The organism is Streptomyces tubercidicus (assembly GCF_027497495.1).
In the GTDB taxonomy this organism is placed as follows: Bacteria; Actinomycetota; Actinomycetes; order Streptomycetales; family Streptomycetaceae; genus Streptomyces; species Streptomyces tubercidicus.
This window is the reverse complement of sequence record NZ_CP114205.1, coordinates 6,636,290-6,661,966: the sequence shown is the minus strand read 5'-3', so window position 1 is coordinate 6,661,966 and position 25,677 is coordinate 6,636,290. Positions and strand designations below refer to the sequence as shown.

Annotated in this window: 24 protein-coding genes; 7 read left to right on the top strand and 17 right to left on the bottom strand. The window is 71.0% G+C overall.

The annotated features are described in order from the left end of the window. Positions 1-6 precede the first annotated feature (6 nt). The gene (locus tag STRTU_RS29070) at positions 7-1,374 is read right to left on the bottom strand and encodes a glutamine synthetase family protein (protein ID WP_159747694.1); all 1,368 of its coding nucleotides are present in this window, start codon (positions 1,372-1,374) and stop codon (positions 7-9) included. Between the two features lie 73 nt (positions 1,375-1,447). On the opposite strand from STRTU_RS29070, the gene STRTU_RS29065 reads away from it, so the two are divergent. The 3 genes from STRTU_RS29065 (at position 1,448) to STRTU_RS29055 (ending at position 4,595) form a co-directional block, all read left to right on the top strand. Next, positions 1,448-2,179 (top strand): FadR/GntR family transcriptional regulator, encoded by a 732-nt coding sequence (locus STRTU_RS29065; protein WP_159747692.1) that lies wholly within the window; start codon positions 1,448-1,450, stop codon positions 2,177-2,179. Between the two features lie 149 nt (positions 2,180-2,328). Then, the gene (gene eat, locus STRTU_RS29060; protein ID WP_159747690.1) at positions 2,329-3,798 is read left to right on the top strand and encodes an ethanolamine permease; all 1,470 of its coding nucleotides are present in this window, start codon (positions 2,329-2,331) and stop codon (positions 3,796-3,798) included. 98 nt (positions 3,799-3,896) lie between these two features. Next, positions 3,897-4,595, top strand: coding sequence for a gamma-glutamyl-gamma-aminobutyrate hydrolase family protein (locus STRTU_RS29055; RefSeq protein WP_159747688.1), 699 nt, complete (start codon positions 3,897-3,899; stop codon positions 4,593-4,595). A gap of 55 nt (positions 4,596-4,650) precedes the next feature. Here the strand turns inward: STRTU_RS29055 and STRTU_RS29050 are convergent, their stop codons facing one another. Then, a complete protein-coding gene (locus STRTU_RS29050) occupies positions 4,651-5,583 on the bottom strand; it encodes a LysR family transcriptional regulator (RefSeq protein ID WP_159747686.1) in 933 nt (310 codons plus the stop codon). Positions 5,584-5,669: 86 nt separating this feature from the next. Between STRTU_RS29050 and STRTU_RS29045 the strand changes: the two genes are divergently transcribed. After that, a complete protein-coding gene (locus tag STRTU_RS29045; RefSeq protein WP_159747684.1) occupies positions 5,670-6,809 on the top strand; it encodes a TDT family transporter in 1,140 nt (379 codons plus the stop codon). A 33-nt stretch (positions 6,810-6,842) separates the two neighbouring features. On the opposite strand, the gene STRTU_RS29040 is transcribed toward STRTU_RS29045, so the two are convergent. The 4 genes from STRTU_RS29040 to STRTU_RS29025 all read right to left on the bottom strand — a co-directional run bounded on the left by STRTU_RS29040 (position 6,843) and on the right by STRTU_RS29025 (position 12,177). Then, complete coding sequence (locus STRTU_RS29040) at positions 6,843-7,619, bottom strand: helical backbone metal receptor (RefSeq protein WP_159747682.1); 777 nt, start codon at positions 7,617-7,619, stop codon at positions 6,843-6,845. 103 nt (positions 7,620-7,722) lie between these two features. Further along, a complete protein-coding gene (locus tag STRTU_RS29035) occupies positions 7,723-8,163 on the bottom strand; it encodes a hypothetical protein (RefSeq protein WP_159747680.1) in 441 nt (146 codons plus the stop codon). 224 nt (positions 8,164-8,387) lie between these two features. Further along, complete coding sequence (locus STRTU_RS29030) at positions 8,388-10,985, bottom strand: ABC transporter permease/substrate binding protein (RefSeq protein WP_159747677.1); 2,598 nt, start codon at positions 10,983-10,985, stop codon at positions 8,388-8,390. Next, positions 10,978-12,177, bottom strand: a complete 1,200-nt coding sequence (locus tag STRTU_RS29025; protein WP_159747675.1) for a quaternary amine ABC transporter ATP-binding protein — start codon at positions 12,175-12,177, stop codon at positions 10,978-10,980. The genes STRTU_RS29030 and STRTU_RS29025 overlap by 8 nt, the downstream gene beginning before the upstream one ends. Positions 12,178-12,402: 225 nt before the next feature. Here STRTU_RS29025 and STRTU_RS29020 point away from each other — a divergent pair, with 225 nt between their 5' ends. Continuing rightward, positions 12,403-13,317, top strand: coding sequence for a 5'-3' exonuclease (locus tag STRTU_RS29020; RefSeq protein ID WP_159749662.1), 915 nt, complete (start codon positions 12,403-12,405; stop codon positions 13,315-13,317). Positions 13,318-13,366: 49 nt separating this feature from the next. Further along, entirely contained in the window at positions 13,367-14,224 is an 858-nt protein-coding gene (locus STRTU_RS29015) for a siderophore-interacting protein (RefSeq protein ID WP_159747673.1), read from the top strand. Positions 14,225-14,335: 111 nt separating this feature from the next. Here STRTU_RS29015 and STRTU_RS29010 read toward each other — a convergent pair whose 3' ends face one another. Next, entirely contained in the window at positions 14,336-15,010 is a 675-nt protein-coding gene (locus STRTU_RS29010) for a MerR family transcriptional regulator (protein WP_159747671.1), read from the bottom strand. 959 nt (positions 15,011-15,969) lie between these two features. Here STRTU_RS29010 and STRTU_RS36205 point away from each other — a divergent pair. After that, positions 15,970-16,473 carry an ABA4-like family protein gene (locus tag STRTU_RS36205; protein ID WP_174879023.1) on the top strand — a complete coding sequence of 168 codons (504 nt, stop codon included), beginning with the start codon at positions 15,970-15,972 and terminating at the stop codon, positions 16,471-16,473. On the opposite strand, the gene STRTU_RS29000 is transcribed toward STRTU_RS36205, so the two are convergent. The 10 genes from STRTU_RS29000 to STRTU_RS28955 all read right to left on the bottom strand — a co-directional run bounded on the left by STRTU_RS29000 (position 16,474) and on the right by STRTU_RS28955 (position 25,649). Next, positions 16,474-16,839 carry a VOC family protein gene (locus STRTU_RS29000; RefSeq protein WP_159747669.1) on the bottom strand — a complete coding sequence of 122 codons (366 nt, stop codon included), beginning with the start codon at positions 16,837-16,839 and terminating at the stop codon, positions 16,474-16,476. A 132-nt stretch (positions 16,840-16,971) separates the two neighbouring features. Next, positions 16,972-19,788, bottom strand: coding sequence for a DEAD/DEAH box helicase (locus STRTU_RS28995; RefSeq protein WP_159747667.1), 2,817 nt, complete (start codon positions 19,786-19,788; stop codon positions 16,972-16,974). A gap of 174 nt (positions 19,789-19,962) precedes the next feature. Continuing rightward, the gene (gene tatC, locus STRTU_RS28990) at positions 19,963-20,925 is read right to left on the bottom strand and encodes a twin-arginine translocase subunit TatC (protein ID WP_246241490.1); all 963 of its coding nucleotides are present in this window, start codon (positions 20,923-20,925) and stop codon (positions 19,963-19,965) included. A gap of 63 nt (positions 20,926-20,988) precedes the next feature. Beyond that, a complete protein-coding gene (gene tatA / locus STRTU_RS28985; RefSeq protein ID WP_159747665.1) occupies positions 20,989-21,276 on the bottom strand; it encodes a Sec-independent protein translocase subunit TatA in 288 nt (95 codons plus the stop codon). Between the two features lie 240 nt (positions 21,277-21,516). Next, complete coding sequence (locus STRTU_RS28980) at positions 21,517-21,720, bottom strand: hypothetical protein (protein WP_159747663.1); 204 nt, start codon at positions 21,718-21,720, stop codon at positions 21,517-21,519. Positions 21,721-21,736: 16 nt separating this feature from the next. Next, positions 21,737-21,991 (bottom strand): hypothetical protein, encoded by a 255-nt coding sequence (locus STRTU_RS28975; RefSeq protein ID WP_159747661.1) that lies wholly within the window; start codon positions 21,989-21,991, stop codon positions 21,737-21,739. Positions 21,992-22,118: 127 nt separating this feature from the next. Continuing rightward, complete coding sequence (locus tag STRTU_RS28970) at positions 22,119-23,069, bottom strand: helix-turn-helix transcriptional regulator (protein ID WP_159747659.1); 951 nt, start codon at positions 23,067-23,069, stop codon at positions 22,119-22,121. 16 nt (positions 23,070-23,085) lie between these two features. After that, the gene (locus tag STRTU_RS28965; RefSeq protein ID WP_269777403.1) at positions 23,086-24,054 is read right to left on the bottom strand and encodes a helix-turn-helix transcriptional regulator; all 969 of its coding nucleotides are present in this window, start codon (positions 24,052-24,054) and stop codon (positions 23,086-23,088) included. A gap of 164 nt (positions 24,055-24,218) precedes the next feature. Further along, the gene (locus tag STRTU_RS28960; RefSeq protein WP_018087767.1) at positions 24,219-24,593 is read right to left on the bottom strand and encodes an FKBP-type peptidyl-prolyl cis-trans isomerase; all 375 of its coding nucleotides are present in this window, start codon (positions 24,591-24,593) and stop codon (positions 24,219-24,221) included. 69 nt (positions 24,594-24,662) lie between these two features. After that, positions 24,663-25,649, bottom strand: coding sequence for an FKBP-type peptidyl-prolyl cis-trans isomerase (locus tag STRTU_RS28955; RefSeq protein WP_159747655.1), 987 nt, complete (start codon positions 25,647-25,649; stop codon positions 24,663-24,665). Positions 25,650-25,677: the final 28 nt, after the last annotated feature.

Sequence of the window (25,677 nt, the reverse complement as noted above, 5' to 3'; positions counted from 1 at the left end):
GGTTCCTTACATGCGCTCGAAGGAGCGGAAGCGCTCCCAGTCCGTGACGGCGGCGTCGTAGGCGTCCTGCTCGACGCGGGCCATGTGGCGGTAGTGGTCGACGACCTCGTCGCCGAAGACCTCCCGGGCGATCGGGCTCTTCTCCCACAGCTCGGCGGCCTCGCGCAGGGTCGTGGGGACATGGGCGGCATCGCCCGTGTAGGCGTTGCCGGTGGTGGCCTCGGGGAGTTCCAGCTCGTGCTCTATGCCGTACAGGCCCGCCGCGACCATCCCGGCGACCGCGAGGTAGGGGTTCACATCGCCGCCGGGCAGGCGGTTCTCCAGCCGGTGGGCGCGGCCGTGGCCGACCACCCGCAGGGCGCAGGTGCGGTTGTCGGGGCCCCAGGCGACGGCGGTGGGGGCGAAGGAGCCGGGGCGGAAGCGCTTGTAGGAGTTGATGTTGGGTGCGTAGAGGAGCGTGAAGTCACGCATCGCGGCGACCTGGCCGGCCAGGAAGTGCTGCATGGTCTTCGACATGCCGTACGGGCCGTTGTCGTCGGCCAGTACCGGCCGCCCGTCCTCGTCCTGGAGCGAGAGGTGGATATGACAGGAGTTGCCCTCGCGCTCGTCGTACTTCGCCATGAAGGTGAGCGACATGCCCTCCTGGGCGGCGATCTCCTTGGCCCCGGTCTTGTAGATGCTGTGCTGGTCGCAGGTGGTGAGCGCCTCGTCGTAGACGAACACGATCTCGTGCTGGCCGAGGTTGCACTCGCCCTTGGCGGACTCGACGGTCATCCCGGCCGCGCCCATCTCGTTGCGGATGCGGCGCAGCACGGGCTCGACGCGGCCGGTGCCGAGGACGGAGTAGTCGCCGTTCCACTGGTTGGCGGGGTTCATCTCCCGGTAGCCGCGGGACCAGGCGTCCTCGTAGGAGTCCTTGAAGAGCATGAACTCCAGCTCGGTGCCGGCGAAGGCGCGCCAGCCGCGTTCGGCGAGCCGGTCGAGCTGGCGGCGCAGGATCTGCCGGGGCGAGGCGACGACCGGTGAGCCGTCGTGCCAGGCGAGGTCGGCGGTGATCAGGGCGGTGCCGGCGTTCCAGGGGGTGCGGCGCAGGGTGCCGGGGTCGCCGTGCATGGCGAAGTCGCCGTAGCCGCGCTCCCAGGAGGACATCGCGTAGCCCTCGACGGTATTGAGGTCGACGTCGACGGCCAGGAGGTAGTTGCAGCCTTCCGTACCGTGGTCGAGAACGGTGTCGAGGAAGTAGCGGGCCGCGAACCGCTTGCCCTGGAGCCGGCCTTGCATATCGGTGAAGGCGAGGACGACAGTGTCGATCTCCCCGGCGTCGACGAGGACCCTGAGCTCCTCGACGGAGAGTGGGGGCGTGCGGTCTGCCACGGTATTGCCTCCTGTCACTGCATCCGGAGGTCATAAGGTAGGCACACGAACCATTGATTGGGAAGGGGTATCGATGGAGAGTGCGGCTGATCGGCTGGCACCGGTGCTGCGGCCGGTGCGCGCGGGCAACGGTTTCGAGGAAGCCCTGGAGCAGATACTCCAGATCGTCCGGCTCGGTCTCGTGCCCCAGGGCGAACGGCTGCCCGCGGAGCGGGAGTTGGCGGAGCGGCTGCAGATCAGCCGGGTCACCCTGCGCGAGGTGCTGAAGGTGCTGCAGGACGAGGGCCTGGTGGAGAGCCGGCGCGGGCGCTACGGCGGCACGTTCGTGCGGACGCGTACGGAGAACCACGGCGAGGCCGAGCTGCGGCGCCGGATCGAGAAGGTCGATGTCGAGGACACGCTGCGCTTCCGGGAGGTGCTGGAGGTGGGCGCGGCCGGGCTGTGCGCCGCGCACGGGCTGTCCGACGCGCAGAGCGACCGGCTGCGGACGGCGCTCGCGGCGACCCAGGACGCCCCGCTCGCCGACTACCGCAGGCACGACACCCTGCTGCATCTGACGCTCGCGGAGCTGTCCGGCTCGCCGTCGCTGGCGGCCCAGTACGCGGCGGTACGGGCGAGCGTGAACGATCTGCTGGACTGCATTCCGCTGCTGGTGCGGAACCTGGAGCATTCGCAGACCCAGCACACCGCGCTGGTCGAGGCGGTGCTGGAGGGCGACGCGGACGGGGCGCGCGAGGTGATGCGGGAGCACTGCTGCGGGACCGCGGCGCTGCTGCGGGGCTTCCTGACCGCACCCTCTCCCTGACCGCACCGTCACCCTGAGCGCACGCCCGGGGACCGTGCGCACGCGTTCACCATTCTTTTACGTCCAGGTCTTGCGCCGAGCCGAGCCGCCAGCAAAGGTATGCGGCTAAACCTTTGCTCGTTATCCCCTCGGCGAGGCAGGAGCGGCTCATGGCCGACAAGACGGAATCGCAGACCGCACCGCCCCTCGGGCCCCCGGGCGGTGCATCGCCCGACGAGAGCTATCTGGAGCGGCGGACGCTGCGCCGCGGCAGCGCGGGACCCCTGCTGCTGACCGGCCTGGGCGTCGCCTATGTCGTCTCCGGCGACTTCTCGGGATGGAACAACGGTCTGGCGCAGGGCGGCTTCGGCGGCCTGGCGATCGCCGCCGTCCTGATGGGCCTGATGTACACCTGTCTGGTCTTCGCGCTGGCGGAACTGGCCTCGATCCTGCCGACCGCGGGCGGCGGCTACGGCTTCGCCCGGCGCGCCCTGGGCACCTGGGGCGGCTTTCTGACCGGCACCGCGATCCTGATCGAATATGTGCTGGCACCCGCCGCGATCTCCATTTTCATCGGTGACTACGTCGAATCGCTCGGCCTGTTCGGGCTGCACTCCAGCTGGCCGGTTTACCTCGCCTGCTTCGCCATCTTCATCGGCATCCACCTGTGGGGCGTGGGCGAGGCGCTGCGCTTCAGCCTGATCGTCACCGCCATCGCCGTCGCCGCGGTGCTCGTCTTCGCGATCGCCGCACTGACCGACTTCCATGTCGACTCGCTCAACGACATCCCCGTCAAGGACGGCGCCTTCGGGGCCAACTCCTGGCTGCCGTTCGGCATCCTGGGGATCTGGGCGGCCTTCCCGTTCGGCATGTGGTTCTTCCTGGGCGTCGAGGGCGTGCCGCTGGCGGCCGAGGAGACCAAGGACCCGGCCCGTTCGCTGCCCAAGGCGATGGCCGCCGCGATGGGCATCCTGCTGGTGCTCGCACTGATCACCTTTGTCGCCGCGACCGGCGCACGCGGCTCGGCGGCGATCCAGTCGGTCGGCGACCCGCTGGTCCAGGCGCTGCAGCCGGACGGCAAGCCGACCACGGTCAGCCGGATCGTCAACTACGCGGGGCTCGCGGGCCTGGTGGCCTCCTTCTTCTCCCTGATCTTCGCCGGTTCCCGCCAGCTCTTCGCGCTCTCCCGGGCCGGCTATCTGCCCCGCTTCCTCTCCCTGACCAGCCGCCGCAAGGCCCCCTACCTGGGCCTGCTGGTGCCCGGCGCGCTGGGCTTCGCGCTGGCCGCGGCCACCGGCGACGGCGCCCGGATGCTCAATGTCGCGGTCTTCGGCGCCACCATCTCCTACGCTCTGATGGCGCTCTCGCACATCGTGCTGCGCCGCCGCGAGCCCGGACTGCCCCGCCCTTACCGCACCCCCGGCGGCATGCTGACCTCGTCCGTCGCGTTCGTGCTGGCCTGCTCGGCACTGGTGGCGACGTTCCTGGTCGACAAGGAGGCCGCCTTCATCGCCCTCGGCGTCTACGTCGTGGCGCTCGCCTACTTCGCCTTCTACTCCCGCCACCGGCTGGTGGCCGCGGCCCCCGAGGAGGAGTTCGCGGCACTGGCGGCGGCGGAGGCGGAACTCGCCCGCGACTGACCGGCACCCCCGGGACGACGGCCGGCCGGGACACCCCGGCCGGCTCCGGCCGTCCCCGCACCGCACCCACCCCCCCACCGCACGGAGGACCACACCCCATGTCCCAGCCCCTCATCGGCATCAGCACGTACCAGGAAGAGGCCCGGTGGGGGGTGTGGAACCTGCCCGCCGCGCTGGTGCCCGCCGGTTACCCCCGGCTGGTGCAGCGCTCGGGCGGGCTGGCCGCGCTGCTGCCGCCGGGCGATCCGGCCACCGCCGCCGCGGCCGTCGCCCGTCTGGACGGCCTGGTGATCGCCGGCGGCGCGGATGTCCAGCCGGCCCGCTACGGCGCCGAGCCGCACCCCCGGACCGGCCCGCCCGCCCTGGACCGGGACGCCTGGGAACTGGCCCTGATCGAGGCCGCGTTGGCGGGCGGCGTACCGCTGCTGGGCATCTGCCGCGGGCTCCAGCTGCTGAACGTGGCGCTCGGCGGCACCCTGATCCAGCATCTCGACGGACACGCCGGAGCCCCCGGGGTCTTCGAGCAGCACGAGATCAAGCCGGTCCCCGGGACGCTGCTGGGCCGTACGCTCCCCGAGGCGGTCGCCGTGCCGACGTACCACCACCAGGCGGTGGACCGGATCGGCCGCGGGCTGCTGGCCTCGGCCCACGCGGAGGACGGCACCATCGAGGCGCTGGAACTCCCGGGCGCCTACGGCTTCGCGCTGGCGGTGCAGTGGCACCCGGAGGCCGGGGACGACACCCGGGTCATGGACGCGCTGGTGGCGGCGGCGCGCGGGGCGTCCCCGGCGGAGTGAGACCGGTGCGCGCGGCGGGTCTCAGGGCTCGGCGGGTCTCAGCGCGCGGCGGGCCTCAGGGCGCGCCGCGCGTCAGCCCGAGCAGTTCGCGGGCCGGGCCGGCCGGCCGCTGACCGGCGGGCCACACGGCGCGCAGCTCACGGCCGAGCCGCAGTCCGCGCACCGGAATCGCCACCAGCCGGCGCGCGGTCAGCTCCTCCCCCACGGCCAGTTCGCTGAGGACGGACGGCGCCGCCTCGCTCACCACCGCCGCCTTCACCGCCGTGGTCGAGGCGAGTTCCAGCAGCGGATCGGCCAGGCCGCCGTGCCGGGCGAGCGCCGCGTCCAGCACCTGGCGGGTCCCGGAACCCCGCTCGCGCAGGATCAGCGGGGTGGCGGCCAGTTCGGCGGCGGTCAGCTCCGTACGGCGGCGGGTCCAGGGGTGCGACGGGGCGGCGACCACGATCAGCCGGTCCTGCCCGATGACCGTCCCGTCCAGCCCCGGCGGCACCGCCAGCCCCTCGACGAAACCGAGATCCGCCGCGCCGCTCAGCAGCCGCTCGGCGACCACGCTGGAGTTGCCCGCCAGCAGCGAGACGGCGGTGCCGGGCCGCCGGGCGCGCAGCGCGATCAGCCAGCCCGGCAGCAGATACTCGGCGATCGTCATGCTGGCCGCGACCCGCAGCCGGGAATCCCGCTGCCCCCGCAGCGCCTGCGCCCCCGCGTCGAACGCCTCGGCCGCCTCCACCACCCGCCGCGCCCAGTCCGTCACCAGCGCCCCGGCGTCCGTCAGCCGGGAGCCGCGCGGTGAGCGCTCCACCAGCGCCACCCCCAACTGCCGCTCCATCGACCGGATACGGCTGCTGGCGGCGGGCTGGGTGATGCCCCGCGCACGGGCCGCCCGCCCCAGACTCCCGAGCCGGGCGACGGCGAGCAACAGCTCCAACGCGCCGAGATCCGGGACCCGGTGCGACAGCGATACGGCGACGGCCTCGTCCTCATGAGCCATAAATCCCCCTGCACATAACCCCAGCTTATGCCCTCATAGACACAAGGTCCCTGGTGGCGGCCGTGCCGGGCGATCACGCTGTTCTCATGGCAACCCTCGCGCAAGCACCTTCCCGCACCGACCCCGCCGCCCCCGGTACCCCGCACCCCCCGGCCTCGGTCCGCCATCTCGGGCCGAACTGGTACGCCGCCGTCATGGGCACCGCGATCGTCGCCAACGCCGGGGCCGCACTGCCGCTGACCGCGCCCGGTCCGCGCCTCGTCTACCAGGTGGTCTGGGCGCTCTCCGCGCTGATGCTGCTGACACTGCTGGGCGCCAGAACCGTGCACTGGGTCCGCCACGGCGACCAGGCGCGCCGCCATCTGCTGGACCCGGCCGTCGCCCCGTTCTACGGCTGCCTCGCGATGGCGCTGCTGGCGGTCGGCGGCGGCACGCTCGCGGTGGGCCGGGACGTCATCGGCGTACCGGCCGCGGTGGCCGTCGACGCCGTGCTGTGGACCGTGGGCACCCTGGCCGGTCTCGTCGGCGCCGCGGCGATCCCGTATCTGATGGTGACCCGGCACCGTATCGAGCCCGGCAGCGCCTCCCCCGTCTGGCTTCTGCCACTGGTCGCCCCGATGGTCTCGGCGGCGGTCGGCCCGGCGCTGGTGGCGCACCTCCCGGCCGGCCAGGGGCAGCGGGCCCTGCTGTTCGGCTGCTACGCCCTGTTCGGCATGTCCCTGCTGGCCACGCTGCTCGTGCTGCCGCTCGTGCTGTCCCGGCTGATCCACCACGGGCCACTGCCGCTGGCGCTGACCCCCACGCTGTTCCTCGTCCTCGGCCCGCTGGGCCAGTCCACCACCGCGGTGAACAACCTCGCCGATGCGGCGCCGGGTGTCGTGGACCCCTCCACCGCACACGCCATGGGCGCCTTCGCGGTGCTCTACGGCGTCCCGGTGATGGGCTTCGCGCTGCTCTGGCTGGCGCTCGCCACCGCGATGGTGGTCCGCGCCGTCCGCCGCGGTATGGGCTTCTCGATGACCTGGTGGGGCTTCACCTTCCCGCTCGGGACCTGCGTCACGGGCGCGGCGGGCCTGGCCCGGCACACCGGACTGGGCGCCTTCGACTGGCTCGCCGCGGCGCTGTTCGCGGCCCTGGTGGCGGCGGTGGCGGCGGCCGGTGCCCGTACCGCGAACGGCCTGGCCCGGGGACAACTGCCCGCCGCGCCCCCGCCGGTCACGCCGTAGCCGTCCCCCGCGCCCTCACCTCCCCCCGCGCTCTCACCGGGCCCCGGCCAGCGCCGCCGCCAGCGCGGCCGGGGCCTCCACCAGCGACGGCCCGTACCAGGTCAGGCTGCGGCCGCTGACCAGCGCGGCGGGCAGACCGGGGAACGCCTCGGGACCGTCCCCGGCACTGAAGCGATAGGGCTCGTCGGGCAGCACGACGAGCTCGGCGCCCCGGGCGTTGAGCTCGTCGAGCGGGATGCGGGGGTAGCGGTCGGCGTGGTCCGCGTACAGATTCCGTACGCCCAGACGGGCCAGCACATCACCGGCGAAGGTGTCCCGGCCCAGCACCATCCACGGCCGGCGCCAGATCGGCACCACCGCCGTCCTTCCCCAAGCTCTCAACTCCGTTCGAGCAGGGGAGTCCCCAATCGCCGCCGGAACCGGCAGCTCGCGCCAGGCGGCCTCGGCGGCGTCCAGCCACTCCGGCCGGGACAATCCGCAGCCCGCCACCAGCACCCGCGCCAGCTCGCCCCACGCCTGGTCCAGCGTCCGCACCTCGGTGACCAGGACGGTCAGCCCGGCGGCCCGCAGCGCGGCCAGATCCTGCGGGCGGTTCTCCTCCTCGTTGGCGATCACCAGATCCGGCGCCAGTGCCGCGATCCCGCCGACGTCGGGATTCTTGGTGCCGCCGATACGGGGGACATCGAGCCCGGCGGGGTGGCTGCACCAGTCGGTGACCCCGGCCAGCAGTTCGGGCGCGGACGCCGCCACCGCCTCGGTGAGGGAGGGCACCAGGGACACCACACGCCGGGGGGATCGGTGACCGGTCATCCGCTCACCGTACGCGCCCGGCACCGCGCGGTCAGCGGATCTCCGTCACCCCCGCGAACCCGGCGTCAGCCCGCGACCCCGGCGTCCCCACCCGCCCCCCGCCTCAGGAACGTCCGCCGACCGTACGCCGCAGCCAGAAGGCCGCACCCGCGGCGAGCGCCAGCAGCGCCAGACCTCCGGCCGCCTGGGCGGCGTTCACCCCCTCCACCCGGGCGTCGCGCACCGTCACGCTCTCGGTGAAGCTCTCCCCGCCCGACGCGCAGTGGATGGTGACCGGGTAGCGCCCCGGCCCGGCCCCCTCGGCGACCCTGGCCTGGGCGCCCATCCCGCGCTCCCCCGGCCGCAGCACCACCGAGCCGAACAGCGTCGACGACGCCCACGCACCCCGGCCCGAAGCACACTGCCTGCCGTCGCTGATGCTCACCCGCTGCCCGGCCACCATCGGATCCGGATCGACCTGAGCCCAGGCGGGAGGCGCGGCGAGCCCCAGGGCGGTGAGGCCGAACAGGACGACGGCGGCGGAATGCGCGGGCTTCACGATCATCTCCTTCGCCGGCCGCGACCACGGCGGCCCCTCAGGAAAAACAGGCACACAGCTGAGCGAACCACCTGTCCCACCCCGCCGCGCAGCAAACGCCGCCGGTCGGGTGATCCCCCGCTCCCGCGCCGCGGCGGCACCGCACAAGCAACGGGCCCCGCCACCCGGCAACTGCCGGGGACGGGGCCCGCCGCACCACAGGGGCCGCGCGAACTACGCGCCCTGCCCGCCTACTTCACCGGCGCCATCTTGTCGACGATGCCCGGATGGTCGGCGATCCACTTCTCGACGCCCTTGTTCTCGTTGCCCTTACCGGCGTCCTGGATGTCCTGCTCCAGGCTGCCGAGCTCCTTGGGGCTCATCTTCCAGTTCTTCAGCCAGCCGTGGAACTCCGGGAACTTCTCCGGGAAGCTCTTGTGGCCGAGCGTCTTGATCTGGTTGTTGGCGCCCCAGGTGCCCTTGGGGTCCGCGAGCTTGGTGAGCTTGTACTTGCTGTACGCCCAGTGCGGCGACCACAGCACCACCGCGACCGGCTCCTTCTTGCGGTACGCCCGGTCCAGCTCCGTCAGCATGGCGCTGGTGCCGGCCGAGGTGACCTCGAAGTCCTGGAGGCCGTACGCGGGAGCGACGGTGTCCTTGAGGCGCTTCATCTCGCCGGTGCCCGGCTCAATGCCGATGATCTTGCCCTGGAACTCGTCCTTGTGCTCGCGCAGATCGTCCAGGGTCTTCACACCCTTGACGTAGGACGGCACCGCGATCTCCAGCGAGGTCTTGTCGTACCAGGGCCCGACGTCGACGAGATCCTTCTTGTACCTGTCCCAGTACTGCTTCTGCGCGACCGGCAGCCAGCCGTCCGTCTCCACATCGATCTGGCCCGTGGACAGTCCCGTCCACATCGGCCCGACATCGAGATTGCGGATGTTCGGCTTGTAGCCGCGCTTCTCCAGGATGTTCTTCCACAGGTACGTGGTGGCGATGCCCTCGTCCCATGCGGGGTAGCCGATGTTCGGCGCCTTGCCGGCGTCCTTGCCCTTGGCGTACGAGGCGTCCGCGGACGGGGCGATCTTGTCGACCAGCCCGGGGTGCTTCTTCAGCCAGGTCCGCACACCGTCCTGCTCATGGCCCTCACCGGCGGTCTTGATGTCGCTCTCCAGGCTGGTGAGCTGCTTCTCGTCCAGGTGGAAGTTCTTCATCCACCTGGCGACCTCGGGCTCGTCCTTGGCGAAGCCCTTGCGGCCCAGCAGGTGCAGACCGTCACCGGAGCCGAAGGAGCCCTTGGGGTCCTTGAGCTTGGTGAGCTTGTACTTGTCGTACGCCCAGTGCGGCGACCACAGGGTGACCGCGATCGGCTTCTTGGCGTGCAGCGAGCGGTCCAGCTCGGTGAGCATGGAGGCGGTGCTGGACGCCTGGACCTTGTACTCGCCACCCAGGCCGTAGTCCTTGAGGACCTTCTCCTTGAGCAGCTTCATCTCACCGGCGCCCGGCTCGATACCGGTGATCTTGCCGCCGAACTCGCCGCCCTTGCCCTTGAGATCGTCGAGGGTCTTGATGTCCTTCATGTAGGACGGGACCGCGATCTCCAGGGAGGTCTTGTCGTACCAGGTGCCGAGGTCCTCCAGCTTGTCCTGGTACTTCTTCCAGTACGAGGCGTGGGTGGTCGGCAGCCAGGCGTTGGTCTGGACGTCGATGTCCCCGCGGGCCTGCCCGGCGAACAGCGGACCGGCCTCCAGGGCCTGGGCCTTGGGCTTGTAGCCGCGCTGCTCCAGGATTTCCTTCCAGAGGAAGGTGGTGGCCTTGCCCTCGTCCCAGTTGACGTAGCCGAGGCTGATCGGCCGGCCGTTGCCGCCGCCCTTGCCTGCGTCCTTGCCGAAGTAGCCCATCCCGCCGGCGAGCAGCGCCAGCACGACGATGCCGACCATGGCCACGGAGGTGGCGGGCCGCCAGTGCAGGAACTTCAGCCCGCCGAGCGACGCCTGCGCCTTGGCCAGCGCCCGCCGGCCGAGCGGCGAGACCCGCTGGTTGAGCGCGCCGGTCATCCGGTCCAGGTACATGGCGAGGATGACGACTGCGATGCCGGACTCGGAACCCAGCGCCACGTCGACCGAGCTGATCGCGTTGTAGACGGACCCGCCGAGACCGCCGCCGCCGACCATGCCGGCGATGACGACCATGGACAGCGCCAGCATGATGACCTGGTTGATACCGGCCATGATCGTGGGCAGCGCCAGCGGCAGCTGGACGCGGAAGAGCGTGCGCCGCGGGTGGGTGCCGAACGCCTCGGCCGCCTCGACCAGTTCCGCGTCGACCTGCCGGATGCCGAGTTCGGTCATCCGGACCGCGGGCGGCATGGCGAAGACGATGGTGGCGACGATGCCGGGGACGACACCGAGGCCGAAGAAGAGGATGCCGGGGATGAGGTAGACCATCGCCGGCATCGTCTGCATCAGGTCCAGGACCGGACGCAGCACTCCGCCGACGACCCGGCTGCGGGCCGCCCAGATACCGAGCGGCACCGCGACCAGCACGGTGATCAGGCACGCCACCAGCACCAGGGAGAGCGACTCGATGGTCGGTCCCCACTGTTCGACCGAGTCGATCAGGGCGAAGCCGAGGAAGGCGAGCACGGCGGCCGGCAGCCCGCGCAGCCACCAGGCGAGCACCGCGAAAATACCGGCCAGCAGCAGCGGTTCGGGCCCGGAGAGGACCGTGTGAATCGCGTCGTAGAGGCCGTTCAGCACCTTCGTGATGAGGGTGAAGAGCCAGTCGAGGTTGTCGCGCAGCCAGTTGACGGCGCCCTCGGCCCAGCTGCCTATCTGGATCCTAGGCACCGGTGATCACCTTGTCCTCGGGCTCGTGGCCGGCCGGCGCGTCCGCCGCGGACGTCTTGCCGAGTTCCACCGGCGTACCGTTCCCGGCCGGGCTCTGCGCGGGGACACCGTCCGCCGCGTCCTGCCGGGCGGGCTCACCGAGCACGGCGAGCAGCCGCTCGGCCGCCACCGCGCCGACCAGTTCACCGTGCTCATCGGTCACGGCGACCGGAACGGTGCTGGTCGAGCAGGGCGTGAACAGCTCGAAGAGCGGGGTGTCCACACCGACGGTGGCGGGCGCCGCGGCCCGGAACTCCGCCGCGGTGGCCAGCTTCCCGCCCTCCGGGGTCGTCGCACCGAGCACGGTCCCGACCTCGGCCATGATCGCGCCCGCGGTCAGCACCCGCGTACGGTCCACGTCCTGGGTGAAGGAGGCGACATAGTCGTTGGCCGGTGTGACGAGGATGTCCTCGGCGCTGCCGATCTGCACGATCCGCCCGTCCCGCATCACCGCGATCTTGTCACCGAGGCGCATCGCCTCGTTGAGGTCGTGGGTGATGAAGACAATGGTCTTCTTCAGGGTCTTCTGCAGTTCGAGCAGCTGGTCCTGCATATCGCGGCGGATCAGCGGGTCGAGCGCGCTGAAGGACTCGTCCATCAGCAGCAGATCGGCGTCGGTGGCCAGCGCCCTGGCCAGGCCCACCCGCTGCTGCATCCCGCCGGACAGCTCGTCGGGCCAGGACTTCTCCCAGCCCTTGAGCCCGGTGAGTTCCAGTGCCTCGGTGGCGCGCCGGGTGCGCTCGGCGCGCGGGACGCCCTGCACCTCCAGCCCGTAGGCGGCGTTCTCCAGCACACTGCGGTGCGGGAAGAGCGCGAAGTGCTGGAAGACCATGGAGATCTTCTCGGAGCGGACCTTGCGCAGTTCCCTGTCGCTGAGCGAGGTGAGGTCCTGGCCGTCGAACCGGACGGTTCCGGCGGTCGGCTCCAGCAGCCCGTTGAGCGTACGCAGCAGGGTGGACTTCCCGGATCCGGACAGACCCATGACGACGAAGATCTGGCCCTCGTCCACCTCGATCGACGCGTCGATCACCGCAGCGGTGGTGCCTTCGGCCCGCAGCTCCTCCCGGCTTGCGCCGGCTTCGAGTTTGCGGACCGCGTCCTCGGGTCGTCTGCCGAACACTTTGTACAAGTGCTCGGCTTGCAGCCTGGACACATATGCCTCTCTTGTTGTTGAAAAACGACCTGCCACCCCCGTAGCCAGGTCGTGGAGCGGCACGGGGTCGGCCCTCTTTACCGGCCGAATAGTTGAATCTCGACCGGGTTCACTCCGGCTGCGCGCCTGCCCCTCTTTATCTGGCTCAAACACAACGGTGAGCCAGCTCACACCGCCGTGACGTATGGGGCATACGGCAAAATGCGGGGTGTGACTCGACGCCTGATGCTCCTCGACACCGCCTCGCTCTACTTCCGCGCCTATTTCGGGGTACCGGAATCAGTCAAGGCCCCAGACGGCACCCCGGTGAACGCGGTACGCGGTCTGCTGGACTTCATCGCCCGGCTCGTCCAGGACCACCACCCCGACGACCTGGTCGCCTGCATGGACTTCGACTGGCGCCCCCAGTGGCGGGTCGATCTGATCCCCTCCTACAAGGCACACCGGGTCGCCGAGGAGGCCCCGGCCGGGTCCACGGAGCCCGACGAGGAAGAGATCCCCGACACCCTCTCGCCGCAGGTCCCGGTCATCGAAGACGTCCTGGACGCCCTGGGCATCGCCCGTATCGGAGCGGACGGCTACGAGGCCGACGACGTCATCGGCACCCTGACCGCACAGTCGCAGGGCCCGGTGGACATCGTCACCGGCGACCGCGACCTCTTCCAGCTCGTCGACGACCGCCGCGGCATCCGCATCCTGTATCCGCTCAAGGGCGTCGGCACCCTCCAGCTCACCGACGAGGCGCTGCTGCGCGAGAAGTACGGCGTGGACGGCCCCGGTTACGCCGAGCTGGCGCTGCTGCGCGGCGACCCCAGCGACGGACTGCCCGGCGTACCGGGGATCGGCGAGAAGACCGCCGCCAAGCTGCTGGCCACCTACGGCGACCTGGCGGGCATCATGGCCGCCGCCGACGACCCCGCCTCGAAGGTGACCCCCGTACAGCGCAAGCGGCTGCTGGAGGCGCACCCCTACCTGGCGGTCGCCCCGAAGGTCGTGAAGGTGGCCACCGACGTGCCCGTACCCGCCGTCGACCACGCCCTCCCCGCCGAACCGGCCGACCCCGAGCGGCTGGAAGCGCTCGCCGCGCAGTGGGGCCTGGGCGGCGCCCTCCAGCGGCTGCTCCTCACACTTCGCCGATGAACTGTTAGGTTAGGTATACCTAATAACCTTGGCGTCAGGGGAGATTGCCGTGGCAGCAGAGCGTCCGTCCCGCAAGAAGCCCGCCGTGCACCGCGGCCGGGTGCAGCGCACCGAACAGCTCACCCCGCACATGGTCCGTGTGGTGCTGGGCGGGGAAGGACTGGCGGAGTTCACGGCGGGCGAGTACTCCGACCACTACGTCAAGCTGGTCTTTCCGCGGCCCGGTGTCAGCTACCCCGAGCCGTTCGACATCGCGCAGATCCGTGCCGAGTTCCCGCGCGACCAGTGGCCCAGCACCCGTACGTACACCATCCGCGCCTGGGACCCCGCGACCCGCGAGCTGACCGTGGACTTCGTGGTGCACGGCGACGAGGGCCTCGCCGGTCCCTGGGCGGCCGCGGCACAGCCGGGCGAGGAGATCTTCCTGCTCGGCCCCGGCGGCGCCTACGTCCCGGAGGCCGCCGCCGACTGGCATCTGCTGGCGGGCGACGAGAGCGCACTGCCGGCCATCGCGGCCTCCCTCGCCCGGATGCCCGCGGGCGTCCCCGTGCACGCCTTCATCGAGGTGGCCGGGCCGGAGGAGCGCCAGGAGCTGGACGCGCCGGCCGGCGCCGAGATCAGCTGGCTGTACCGCGGCGCCGCCCCGGTAGGCCGCGAACTGGTCGCCGCCATACGGGCGCTGGATTTCCCCTCCGGCCGGGTCCAGGCATTCGTCCACGGCGAGGCCGGCTTCGTGAAGGAGCTGCGGCGACTGCTCCGCGTCGAGCACGCGATCCCCCGCGAGGACCTGTCCATCTCCGGCTACTGGCGCACCGGCCACGACGAGGACAGCTGGCAGGCAGCCAAGCGCGAGTGGAACCAGCAGGTGGAAGCCGAACAGGAGCCCGCGGGAGCGGCGGCCTCCTGACTGGTCGGGGCAACACGAGCCCCTCGCCGCGAAGTCCCCTCTGCCGTACGGGGGCCCGGAGTTGACGCAACCAACTCCGGGCCCCTCCGGATGCGCGGCTCGCCACACGCCCTACCGGCCGCCCGCCCCCTTTACCTCGGCCTCGCTAGCACCCCTCTCCCCCGCTTCCCCGAACGTACGGGCCGACGCCTCCACATGCGCGAGCCGGCGCATCGCCGAGAGGACCGCGTCCCCCAGCACGGTCCCCACCACGACCCGCTCCACCAGCCCGTCGACCTCGGCGTTGCGCTCCGCCCACGCCAGATCGGCGGCGGCCACCCGCTCACATGCCTCGGCGTAGTCGTCCATGACCTCCTCGAACTCGCCGTGCGCGATGCCCCGGAGCGTGGCCAGCGCGACGGCCAGCTTCTCGTACGACGGATGGTCCGGCTCGACCCGCCAGCCGCGGCGGCGGACCAGCTCGGCGACCGTCTGCCGCGCCCGCTCCATGCCCTCCGGTGCGGCGGCCGTCCGCGGGGTGATCGCCCCCTGCGCCACACCGAGGACATCGTGCACCGCCTCCTCCGGTGAGTCGACGGCGGCCAGCACGTCCCGCACCGAGGAGACCGAGAGTCCCCCGACGTCGATCAGCCCCCGGATCAGCCGCAGTCTGCGGACATGACCGTCGTCGTAACTGGCCTGGTTGGGGCTGGTCAGCCGCCCCGCGGGCAACAGCCCCTCGCGGACGTAGTACTTGATCGTCGGGATCGCGACCCCTGTCTCGCGACTCAATTCCCCGATGCGCATCTGCCGCCCTTCCCTCGCCGGGACCACACTCCGGCGTCCCCGATATCCCGGGCGCCCACACCCGGCCTTGCCATTCCACTCCCCATCATAGATAGTCCAGCTATCAGATAGCAGGCATCACCACTATCCACTCACGGGGGATCCGTATCCGTATGTCCACATACCGCTCCCTGCTCGCCTTCTCCTGGGCGATGGCCGCCCTCGCCATCGTCACGGCCGTCGGCCTGATCGTCGACGACCGGACGCTGGTCGGCGCACCCATCTGGTCAAAACCCCTGAAGTTCGCGGTGTCCTTCGCCGTCTACGGGCTGACGCTGGCCTGGATGCTGTCCCGGCACACGCCCCCGTCCCGGGTCGGACGGTGGGCCGCGCACACCGTCGTCGCGGCCGGACTCATCGAGATGGCGATCATCACCGGCCAGGCCCTCCGCGGCCGGCGCAGCCACTTCAACGTCGAGACCCCCCTGGACCAGGCCCTGTTCGCCACCATGGGCCTCACCGTCGCCGTCCTCTGGCTGGCCACCCTCGTCATCGCCGTTCTGCTCTTCCGCGCCCGTCCGGGCGACCGCGCCGCGACCTGGGCGATCCGGCTTGGCCTGCTGCTCGCCCTGGCCGGGATGCTGCTCGGCGGGCTGATGCTGCTCCCCACCCCGGACCAGCAGGCCGCGGGCGCCCTGCGCACCACCCTCGGCGCACACGGCGTCGGCCTCCCCGACGGCGGCCCGGCCATGCCGCTGACCGGCTGGAACACCACCGGCGGTGATCTGCGCATCCCGCACTTCGTCGGCATGCACGCCCTCCAGGCGCTCCCCCTCTTCCTCTACGCCATCGAGACCCTGTCCACCCGCTACGCCCTCCTGCGCAACGAACGGATACGCCTCCGCCTGGTCCTGGTCGCGGCCGGCTCCCTCACCGCCCTCCTGGCCCTCCTGACCTGGCGAGCACTCGACGGCCAGCCCCTGCCCCACCCGGACGAACCCGGCCTCCCCACCCTCTTCAACCTGGCCTTCACCCTCGCGGCACCGTTCTGGGCGCTGCTGATCCTGGCCCCGGGGTGGCGCTGGACGGACCGGATCGCCGCCTCACCGCTGCCGATGGTGCCGGTCCTCGCGGTCTACCTCGCCCTGGCCGTCCCGGTGTTCCCCCAGCTGTGGGCCGCCGTCAGCCGACCCGACCTGGCCGGCTTCCAGGAGCTGCTGCGGCTCGGCGGCGGAGCGGGCGCGATCTGGGCCCAGGTGATCGCCTGGGACCTCTTCCTGGGCCAGTGGATGTACCGCGAGGCCCGGAAGCTGAGGATCCACCCGCTGGTGATGGGACCGCTGCTGGCCCTCACCGTCCTGCTCTCCCCCATCGGCGTCCTCCTCTTCCTCCCCCTCCGCGCGGCCGCCCGCCGCCGCATCCACCGCCCCGACCCCACACCGCGGCCCCACCCGGCGCCAGTAGCTGCGGGACAACCCGCCTAGCTAGGCCGTATGACAGACCGCTTCGATGTTGTTGCCGTCGAGGTCGCGGACGAAGGCCCCGTAGTACGACTCGTGGTATTGGGGCCACAACCGTGGAGCGTGCAGAGACTCGGCGCCGGCCGCGACGGCGGCAGCGTGGAAGGCGTCGACGGCCGCACGGTCGGGCGCGGCAAAGGCGAGGTGCACCTCACGGGCGGGGCCGTCGTCGGTCGCGGGGACGAGCCACAGAGTGTGCCCGGTGGTGCCGAAGCTGATGAACTCGCCGAACTGCTTGGTCCGTTGGGCCCCGAGCGGGGCGAGAACACGGTCGTAGAAATCCGCGCTCGCCGGGACGTTCGCCACCTGTATCGCCATGTGATCGATCATCAGGCCAGCGTTTCACCGAACGGGAAAAAGGGCGCGGGGTTTTCCGGCAGAGCCGACGCACTCCATCACAACGGCGGTGCCGTGTCCCCTCCGGACGGAACACGGCACCGCCGCACTACTTACTCAGCGCACTCAGCCCACCGACGAATACGCCACCACACCACGCAGCACACCATCCATGGCCTTGCGGGCCGTGCGGGCGACCGTGCCGCCGGGCGGGGCCGCGGCCGCGATCTGGCCGAGGACGTCGATCAGCTGCTTGCACCAGCGGACGAAGTCACCGGCGGGCATCTCGGCCTCGCGGAGCACCTCGTCGAGACCGAAGCCGGAGGCCCAGCGGTAGGCGGCCCAGGCGAAGCCGAGGTCCGGCTCACGCTGGCCGACGCCCTCCGCCTGGTTGATCTTGTGATCCTCCTCCAGGGCATCCAGCCGGCCCCAGATACGGACCATCTCGCCCAGTGCGTCCTTGGCCTTGCCGGCCGGCAGCTTGGGCGCCACCGCGTCATCCGCCTGCCGCGCCTCGTACACCAGCGCCGAGGCACAGGCCGCCAGCTCAGCGGGGCCCAGCCCCTCCCAGACGCCCTCGCGCAGACACTCACTCGCCAGCAGATCCAGCTCACCGTAGAGCCGGGCGAGCCGACGCCCCTCGTCGGTGACGGTGTCGCCTTCGAGGTAGTCCATCTCGGTCAGCAGGCCACAGATCCGGTCGAAGGTACGGGCGATGGTGTTCGTCCGCCCCTCGATCCGGCGCTCCAACTGACGGGTGTCACGCAGCAGTCGGTGATAGCGCTCGGCCCAGCGGGCGTGGTCCTCACGCTCGGCGCAGCCATGGCAGGGGTGCGCCCGGATCTCCGTACGCAGCCGGGCGATCTCACGGTCGTCGGCCGCCTCCGCGCGGGGCTTACGATGCCGCGACGGCACCATATGACCGGCCTTCGTCCGCAGCGCGGAGGCCAGATCGCGGCGCGACTGCGGGCTACGGGCATTGAACGACTTGGGAATCCGCATCCGGTCCAGCGCCTTGACCGGCACCGGGAAGTCGATCGAGGCCAGCCGCTTGACCTGCCGCTCGGCGGTCAGCACCAGCGGCCGCGGCCCGTCCTGCGCATCGAAGCCGCGGTGGCCGTTCGTCCGCCCCGAGGGCATACCGGGGTCGAGGACCAGCGCCAGACCCGCGTACTTGCCCGTCGGCACATGAATGACATCGCCGGGCTTCAGCTTCTCCAGCGCCGCCGCGGCCGCCACCCGCCGCTGCGCCGCACCCTGCTTGGCCAGCTCCGTCTCACGGTCCTTCAACTGCCGCCGCAGCGCGGAGTATTCCTCGAAGTCACCGAGGTGGCAGGTCATCGAGCCGCGGTAACCCTCCAGCCCCTCCTCGTTCTTCTGCACCTGCCGCGAGATCCCGACCACCGACTTATCGGCCTGGAACTGCGCGAACGACATCTCCAGCAGCTCCCGCGAACGGTGCCTGCCGAACTGCGAGACGAGGTTGACCGCCATGTTGTACGACGGCTTGAAGGAGGACCGCAGCGGATACGTACGCGTCCCGGCGAGCCCGGCCAGCGCGCCCGGGTCCATCCCCCGCTGCCACAGCACCACCGCATGGCCCTCGATGTCGATACCGCGGCGCCCGGCCCGGCCGGTCAGCTGGGTGTACTCGCCGGGGGTGATATCGGCGTGCTGCTCACCGTTCCACTTCACCAGCTTTTCCAACACCACGGACCGCGCGGGCATGTTGATGCCCAGCGCCAGGGTCTCGGTGGCGAAGACGGCCTTGACCAGGCCCTTCACGAACAGCTCCTCGACGACCTCCTTGAAGGTCGGCAGCATCCCGGCATGGTGCGCGGCGATGCCCCGCTCCAGGCCCTCCAGCCACTCGAAGTAGCCCAGCACATGAAGGTCGTCATCCGGAATCCCGGCCGTCCGCGCCTCCACTATGCGACGGACCTGCTCACGGCCCTCCTGGTCATTGAGCCGCAGCCCCGAAACCAGGCACTGCTGGACGGCCGCCTCGCAGCCGGCCCGGCTGAAGATGAAGGTGATCGCGGGCAACAGGCCCTCGTTGTCGAGGCGGTCGATGACCTCGGGCCGGCTCGGCGTCCAGATACGGGCGCGCTGCCGGCGCTCCCGCTCCCGGTCCGCCTCGCGCATATTGCGGCCCCGGCGCTTGTCCCGGCCGAACGTCGGCCGGCTGTTCTCCATCCGCGCCAGCCGCTCCAGATCGGGGTTGACCTCACGGCGGCCGCCGCGCTGCCCGTCCCGCTCCTCGAACAGGTCGTATATCCGCCGCCCCGCGAGCACGTGCTGCCACAGCGGCACCGGCCGGTGCTCGGAGACGATCACGGCGGTGTCACCGCGCACCGTGTCCAGCCAGTCGCCGAACTCCTCGGCGTTGGAGACCGTCGCCGACAGTGACACCAGCGTCACCGACTCGGGAAGATGGATGATCACCTCTTCCCAGACGGCGCCACGGAAGCGGTCGGAGAGATAGTGCACCTCGTCCATGACCACATAGCCGAGGCCGACCAGCGACTGCGAGCCGGAATAAAGCATGTTCCGCAGCACCTCGGTGGTCATCACGACCACCGGAGCCTCGGAGTTGACGCTGTTGTCGCCGGTCAGCAGACCGACCTTCTCGGCGCCGTAACGCTTGACCAGATCCTGGTACTTCTGGTTGGAGAGCGCCTTGATGGGCGTGGTGTAGAAGCATTTTCGGCCCTGCTCCAGGGCCAGGTGGACGGCGAATTCGCCGACGATCGTCTTGCCGGATCCAGTGGGGGCCGCGACCAGCACGCCCTGGCCGGCCTCCAGGGCCCGACACGCCTCGACCTGGAACGGATCCAGCCCGAAGTCGTACATTTCACGGAAAGGGGCGAGTGCGGTGGCCTGCTCGGCCGCCCTGAGCTTGGCGGCGGCATAGCGCTCAGCAGGGGACATGTCCTCGGTCATCGTGCTTACGAGCCTACCGGCCACCTCTGACAACGACCCGATCTTTATGCCGCCGGTTTGCCGTGAGCCGGGGCCGGTTCACCTACGGGCGGGCGGGGTGGCGGCGGGGAACCACGCGCCCGGCCACACCCCGCCCGCACACCACCAACAACGCCTACCTCACGTCACAACCCGTCACGTGAAGTCGTCATACCCCTCACGAGGACGCCGCGCGTCACCCTGGCCCCCGTCACCACCGGCCTGCTCCGGCAGCATCCGCCCGGACGCCACCGGCTCGATCTCCCCGACCTCCGAGGGCGTCAGATCGAGCTCCGATGCCTCGTCATCGCTCAGCCCCGCATCCGGGTTGCCGATCTTGCGCCGACGGTCATTGAACAGGCAGATGCCCACGGCTCCGAAGTACAGCACCACGATCGGCGCGGCCAGCAGCCCCATGACCAGCGGATCACCGGTCGGCGTGGCGAGCGCCGCGAACACCGTGATGCCCAGCACCATGAACCGCCACCAGCTCAGGATCCGGCGCCCCGTGAGCACCCCGCCGAAGTTGAGCAGCACCAGGAGCAGCGGCAGCTCGAAGGCGAGACCGAAGACCAGCACCATGCGTGTGACGATGTCGAAGAACTCATCGGCGGGGAAGAAGTTGACCCAGTCGCTGGGGGTCAGTCCGACCAGCGCACCCGCGGTGGTCGGCAGGATCGCGTAGGCGAGGTAGGCGCCGCCCAGGAAGAGCGGGACTCCGGCGCCGACGAAGCCGAGGGCGTACTTCTTCTCGTGACGGTGCAGCCCCGGCGCGAGAAAGGCCCAGAGCTGGTAGAGCCACACCGGTGTGGCGAGGACGACACCGGTGGTGAGGGACACCTTGAGCAGGATCGTGAACGGTGCGAGCAGACCGTTCGCGCTGACCTGGGCACAAGGATGGTCGCGCGGACCGGACGCGTTCTTGCTGCAGCCGACCGAATCGATGACCGGGCCGGTGACGAAGTGGGCGATCGCGTCGTACTGCCACATCGCGACGCTGGTGATCACTATGATCGCCAGCACCGACTTCAGCAGCCGGTTGCGCAGCTCACGCAGATGCGCCGCGAGCGGCATCCGCCCCTCGGGGTCCTTCTCCTGCTTGCGGGCAGACTTGAGCAACCCACTTCCTCGTCTCGTACATCAACCGCTGCCGGCCGGGCCGGCGCGACTGGATCGGCTCGGTCAGCTCTGGTTGGCGCGGTTCGGCTCGGCCACGGGGCGCGAGCTGTTCACATCACCGGGAGCCGCCTGAATCGTACGAGGGGCCTGCTGGGCAGCGTCAGAGGGAGCCTCGGAGGAGGTGCCACCGTCCGCTTCGCCCTCCTTCTTCATCGCCTTGGCCTCGCTCTTGAGGATGCGAGCGGACTTCCCGAGCGAACGCGCCATGTCCGGAAGCTTCTTCGCGCCGAAGAGCAGCACAACGACAACGAGGATCAGGATGATCTCGGGGGCCCTCAGGTTGCTGAGCATGTGCGACTACCTTCTCGCCGTGGCGGCGTCTGCTGTGGTGCCTGCCGAATGGGGGTCGGACTGGCGTCCTGGTGCGTGCTCGATCGTAACCTTCGGTGGTGAACGCCGGGCAATGCCCGTGCGACTTCCGCATTGCCTCGACCGCCGCGCTGTATGAACCGCAGAGGAAGCCTACTCCTCCGCCTTCAGGCCGGGCAGAGCGCGTCCGCCGGGCGGCGGCACCTCGCCGGCGACGGCCGCTCAGTCGCGGCCGGCCTCGTGCATACGGGAGGCGAGCGGCAGCGCCGCCCGTTCCAGGTCCTCGCTGGCCCGCTGGATCCGCTCCGAGGTCGCCCCGACCTGGCGGGCCAGCCGTCGCACCTCGACGAAGACGCGGACGGCGAGGACGCCGAGCACGGCGATCCCGGCGAAGCCGAGGGCGATTGCGATCATGGGCCAGAGCATGGGACGAGCCTATCGGTCAGCCCGTGTGCAGCCGCAGCGTGCGGACCCCGCCGCCGGTGAGCAGCTCGATGATCCGTTCGCCGGCCGGTTTGCGCACCGCGCGGCGGCAGTCGGGGCAGGTGAAGGAGTAGAAGGTGGTGCGGCTGCTGGCGCCGATCGCCAGCCGGAAGGCGTCGGAGGCCAGCTCGAAGCGGCCCCGGCAGTCCGGGCAGGCCGCCTTGAAGATCACCGGGCCGGTTCTTCGCATCAGGGTGGTGGTCATCATCGTCATCCTTCGCTGCCTCGTCCTTCGCCCGGCGCCGCACGGCGATCCCGGCCCGCACGCGACACCCGGTCCGCGCCGCGCGCCCAGCCGGTACGGCACGCCCGGCCCCCACCACGCACTCCGCCCGCCGCGCTCACTCGCCGTACGCCGCGAGGGCCAGCTCCGCAGCCTGCCGCGCGCTGTCCGCGAGGGCCTGCGGCGCCACGATCCGGCCGTCCCGGCCCAGCCGCAGGGCCAGCCGCCGCAGCGAGGCCGGGTCGGGGGTGCGCAGGGTGATGCGCAGCCCGCCGTCGGGAAGCTCCTCGGCGCTGTCGTGCGGGTAGTACTCGGCGACCCAGCGGCCGCCGGGCCCGACCTCGATGGAGACCTCGGGGTCCTCGGCCGCGGGCTGCACCAGGCCCTCGGACAGATCGCGCAGCTCGACCGGCGGCGGGTCGGCGGGCGCGTCCAGCAGCTTGATCTCGGCGACCCGGTCGAGCCGGAAGGTCCGCCGGGCCTCGGAGAGCCGGCACCAGGCTTCCATGTACGTGTGGCCGACGGCGAAGAGCCGGATCGGGTCCACCTCGCGCTCGGTCAGCTCGTCGCGGGCCGGGGAGTAGTAGCGCAGCCACAGCCGGCGCCGCTCGGCGATGGCGCGGTCCACATCGGCGAACACCCCGCCCTCGGATTCGAAGGTCACCGAGAGCCGGGAGCTGGCCCCGGCCGCCTCCCCGGCCGCCGCCTCCAGCTTGGCGGTGGCCCGCAGCAGCGCCTGCCGGTCACCCTCGCGGAGTCCGGGCAGGGTGGCCACCGCGCGGGCCGCGACCAGCAGGGCGGTCGCCTCGTCGGCGGCCAGCCGCAGCGGTTCGGCGACATCGTCGGGGTTGTGCCACCAGATGCGGTCGCCGTCGGTGTCGATGTCCAGGAGGTCGCCGCCGCGGAAGCTCGTTCCGCACATCGGCAGGACATCGAGGTCGGCGATCAGCTCGTCCTCGGTGATGCCGAAGGCGCGGGCGACGTCCCCGACGCGGGCGCCGGGGCGCTCACGGAGGTAGGTCACCAGGGACAGCATCCGGCGGGTCTGGTCGATCGCGTTCGTCGCCACGGGTCTCGTTTCCCTCTCAGCCCTTGGCCACGGCACGCAGCCGGTCGATGACATCGGCGCGCAGCTCCGCGGGTTCCAGTACGACCACGTCGGGGCCGAACTCCACGAGCCAGGCGTCGAGTCCGTGCCCGTTGGGGATCTCCAACTCATCCCAGCCGCCGCCGAGTTCGCGGACGGTGAGCGCACGGGCGCGCAGCGGATAGCCGTGCTCGGCCCGCAGCTTGATACGGGCGGTGCCGGTGGCCGTCTCACCGGCCCAGCTCTCCACGGTCTCGCGGACGGTGACGTGATCAGGCACCGGCGCGGTGAACGCCCCTTGCCGGGAACGGACCTTGCCGGTGATCCGGGAGAGCCGGAAGACCCGCTCGGCCTTGCGCTCGCGGTCCCAGCCCGCGACATACCAGTGGCCCCGCCAGCATTCGAGGATCCAGGGTTCGACCTGCCGCTGCTCGGGGTGGGCGGCGTTCGACTTGCGGTAGTCAAAGACGACCGGGCGGCGGTCGCGGCAGGCCAGCATCAGCGGTTCGAACGCGGCCTCATGGGCGGGGATGCGTGGTTCCAGCGCGCTGTGCGGCTGTCCGGCGTCGTAGTCGGCACCGTCCCCGGCCAGCGGCATCCCGGCCGCACGCAGCTTCTGGAGCGCGCCACTGGCGGCGCCCGCCAGCCGGGCCTGCTGCCAGATCTTGGCCGCGAGCCCCAGGGCGGCGGCCTCCTCGGCGTCCAGGGTGATCGGGGGCAGGCGGTTGCTGTCGCGGCGGGCGAGATAGCCGATGTCGCCCTCGATGCCCTCGACGGTCTCGATGACGAGGCCCAGCTCGCGCAGATCGTCCTTGTCCCGCTCGAACATGCGGTTGAACGAGTCGTCGCTGCTCGCCTCGATATAGGCCTCGATGGACGACCGCAGTTCACGCTTGGTCAGCGGGCGTCGCGTCCCCAGCAGGCACAGCGCCAGATTCATCAGCCGCTCGGCCTTGGCAATGGCCATCGACGCCCTTTCTCGTTGAACTCCCGATCGTTGACCGTACCGCTCGGGGAGGTCAGGGCAAAGCCGGAACGGTAAGCAGGCGGACACGCCCGAGGGCCCGCACCATCACGGCACGGGCCCTCGGCCACATCAGCGGCGGTCGCCTACGGCGACCGGCAGTGGTCTCAGACGGAGACCAGGTCGCAGACGAAGATCAGCGTCTCGCCCGGGGCGATCCGGCCGCCGCCCGCGCCACGGTCGCCGTACGCGAGGTGCGCGGGGATGGTCAGCCGGCGGCGGCCGCCGACCTTCATGCCCTGCACGCCCTGGTCCCAGCCGGCGATGACCTGGCCGGCGCCCAGCTGGAACTGCAGCGGCTTGCCGCGGTTCCAGCTGGCGTCGAACTCCTCGCCGGTGCTGAACGACACGCCGACGTAGTGGACGGAGACGGTGTCCCCGGCCTTCGCGACCGGCCCGTCGCCCTCCGTCAGGTCCACGATCTCAAGCTCGGTGGGAGCCGGGCCCTCAGGAAAGTCGATCTCGGGCTTGTCGATGCTCACGAATGTGCTCCTACTTACGAATCTTTACGATTACCGGGCCAGTCTTGCAGATCTCGGCGAGGCCGCCGGTCAGACCGTGCCGACGATGTCGACCGAGAAGACCAAGGTGTTCTTCGCCAGCTCATGCTGCGGGCTCGCGCCGTAACCCAGCTTCGGCGGGATCACGATCTCCACCCGGTCACCGACGTGCTTGCCGACCAGCGCCTTGTCCCAGCCCTGGACGACCTGCCCGGTGCCGATCTGGAACGCGGTCGCGCCACCGTGGTCCCAGGACGAGTCGAACTTCTTGCCGTCCTCCCACTTCACCCCGGTGTACTGCGCGATCAGCCCGTCACCGGCCTTGACCTCGGGGCCCTTGCCCTTGACCAGGACCTGCTCCTTGAGGTCCTTGGGGGCCTTCTCGCCCTTGGGCACCTCGATCTGCGCGGCCTTCCCGTCGGGCGCCGTCACCTTGGGCAGCCCGTCCTCCGGCTCCGCCTGGTCGCCCTCGGCCTTGGCCTTCTTGTCGACCTTCTTCGCCCCGACGACATCGACGACCCACACCAGGCCGTCCTCCGGCTTGATCCCGGCCTGCGGGTTCAGCCCCGCGCCGATCAGCGCCTTGGCGGTGCCCTCGATCTCGACGCGGCTGCCGACCTTCTGCCCGGCCATCGCGGACAGCACCTTCGGCGGCAGCATCTGCTGCGTCATCTGGTCGGTGACCTCGGTGACGACCTGGGTACGCGGCCCACCCGGCTTGCTGCCGGGCTGCGGCGTCCAGCTGCCACCGAGGTTGCGGCCCTTCATCGTCTGCGCCGCGAAGTCCAGCCGGACCAGATCACCCTTCTTGACCGTGGCGCCCTTGCCCTCGACGAGGGTCTTGGTGACGGGCTTCTCGGCCGGCTTGGCGTCCTTCGGCACCGTGATCTTGGGCTTCTCCCCTGCCTTGCCCTCGACCTTGGCGACGGCTGCGCCGGACGAGCCCTTGCCGTCCTCGGAGCCGCAGGCGGCGGTGAACAGCAGGATGGGCACGGTCAGCGCGACGGCCGCGCGACGGGTGTTCTTCGTGAGGTTCATTCGTCCAACTCGGGCTCGTGGGGTGGGT

What these genes read in the sequence shown, in the direction of transcription:
- STRTU_RS29065 (WP_159747692.1), top strand. Translation starts at nt 1,448, where the DNA reads ATGGAGAGTGCGGCTGATCGGCTGGCACCGGTGCTGCGGCCGGTGCGC.
- eat (WP_159747690.1), top strand. Translation starts at nt 2,329, where the DNA reads ATGGCCGACAAGACGGAATCGCAGACCGCACCGCCCCTCGGGCCCCCG.
- STRTU_RS29055 (WP_159747688.1), top strand. Translation starts at nt 3,897, where the DNA reads ATGTCCCAGCCCCTCATCGGCATCAGCACGTACCAGGAAGAGGCCCGG.
- STRTU_RS29050 (WP_159747686.1), bottom strand. Translation starts at nt 5,583, where the DNA reads ATGGCTCATGAGGACGAGGCCGTCGCCGTATCGCTGTCGCACCGGGTC.
- STRTU_RS29045 (WP_159747684.1), top strand. Translation starts at nt 5,670, where the DNA reads ATGGCAACCCTCGCGCAAGCACCTTCCCGCACCGACCCCGCCGCCCCC.
- STRTU_RS29040 (WP_159747682.1), bottom strand. Translation starts at nt 7,619, where the DNA reads ATGACCGGTCACCGATCCCCCCGGCGTGTGGTGTCCCTGGTGCCCTCC.
- STRTU_RS29035 (WP_159747680.1), bottom strand. Translation starts at nt 8,163, where the DNA reads ATGATCGTGAAGCCCGCGCATTCCGCCGCCGTCGTCCTGTTCGGCCTC.
- STRTU_RS29020 (WP_159749662.1), top strand. Translation starts at nt 12,403, where the DNA reads ATGCTCCTCGACACCGCCTCGCTCTACTTCCGCGCCTATTTCGGGGTA.
- STRTU_RS29010 (WP_159747671.1), bottom strand. Translation starts at nt 15,010, where the DNA reads ATGCGCATCGGGGAATTGAGTCGCGAGACAGGGGTCGCGATCCCGACG.
- STRTU_RS29000 (WP_159747669.1), bottom strand. Translation starts at nt 16,839, where the DNA reads ATGATCGATCACATGGCGATACAGGTGGCGAACGTCCCGGCGAGCGCG.
- STRTU_RS28995 (WP_159747667.1), bottom strand. Translation starts at nt 19,788, where the DNA reads ATGACCGAGGACATGTCCCCTGCTGAGCGCTATGCCGCCGCCAAGCTC.
- tatA (WP_159747665.1), bottom strand. Translation starts at nt 21,276, where the DNA reads ATGCTCAGCAACCTGAGGGCCCCCGAGATCATCCTGATCCTCGTTGTC.
- STRTU_RS28980 (WP_159747663.1), bottom strand. Translation starts at nt 21,720, where the DNA reads ATGCTCTGGCCCATGATCGCAATCGCCCTCGGCTTCGCCGGGATCGCC.
- STRTU_RS28975 (WP_159747661.1), bottom strand. Translation starts at nt 21,991, where the DNA reads ATGACGATGATGACCACCACCCTGATGCGAAGAACCGGCCCGGTGATC.
- STRTU_RS28965 (WP_269777403.1), bottom strand. Translation starts at nt 24,054, where the DNA reads ATGGCCATTGCCAAGGCCGAGCGGCTGATGAATCTGGCGCTGTGCCTG.
- STRTU_RS28955 (WP_159747655.1), bottom strand. Translation starts at nt 25,649, where the DNA reads ATGAACCTCACGAAGAACACCCGTCGCGCGGCCGTCGCGCTGACCGTG.